Source organism: Brevibacillus sp. SIMBA_040 (assembly GCF_046535075.1).
Classification (GTDB): Bacteria; Bacillota; Bacilli; order Brevibacillales; family Brevibacillaceae; genus Brevibacillus.
On the sequence record NZ_JAWRXI010000295.1, the window covers coordinates 1 to 255 of the forward strand.

At 31.0% G+C, this 255-nt stretch carries 1 protein-coding gene; it reads left to right on the top strand.

Annotated features, from left to right (window positions below; genetic code table 11):
• Nucleotides 1-255: hypothetical protein (locus SB752_RS32895; protein ID WP_410719579.1), on the top strand; the 255-nt coding region annotated here is incomplete at both ends.

Genomic DNA, 255 nt, shown 5'->3' on the forward strand with positions numbered 1-255 from the left:
CAAGTCAGAATCTTTCTATAAGACAAAATCTGATACAATTTCCGATTCAACTTATATCGAAAGAGCCAAATGGATTGAAGAAGAAAAAAAATATTGGGATTCTACCTGTCAAGCAGAAACAAAAAGAGCTAAAGCGGACATCAGGAAAAATAAGCTTGTTTATTTTCATTACTTTGGAATGGTAGATGAGTATAAAGGGAATACAGAAATGAATGACCTTTTAAGAAAATACAATATTGATATAGATTCCGCATT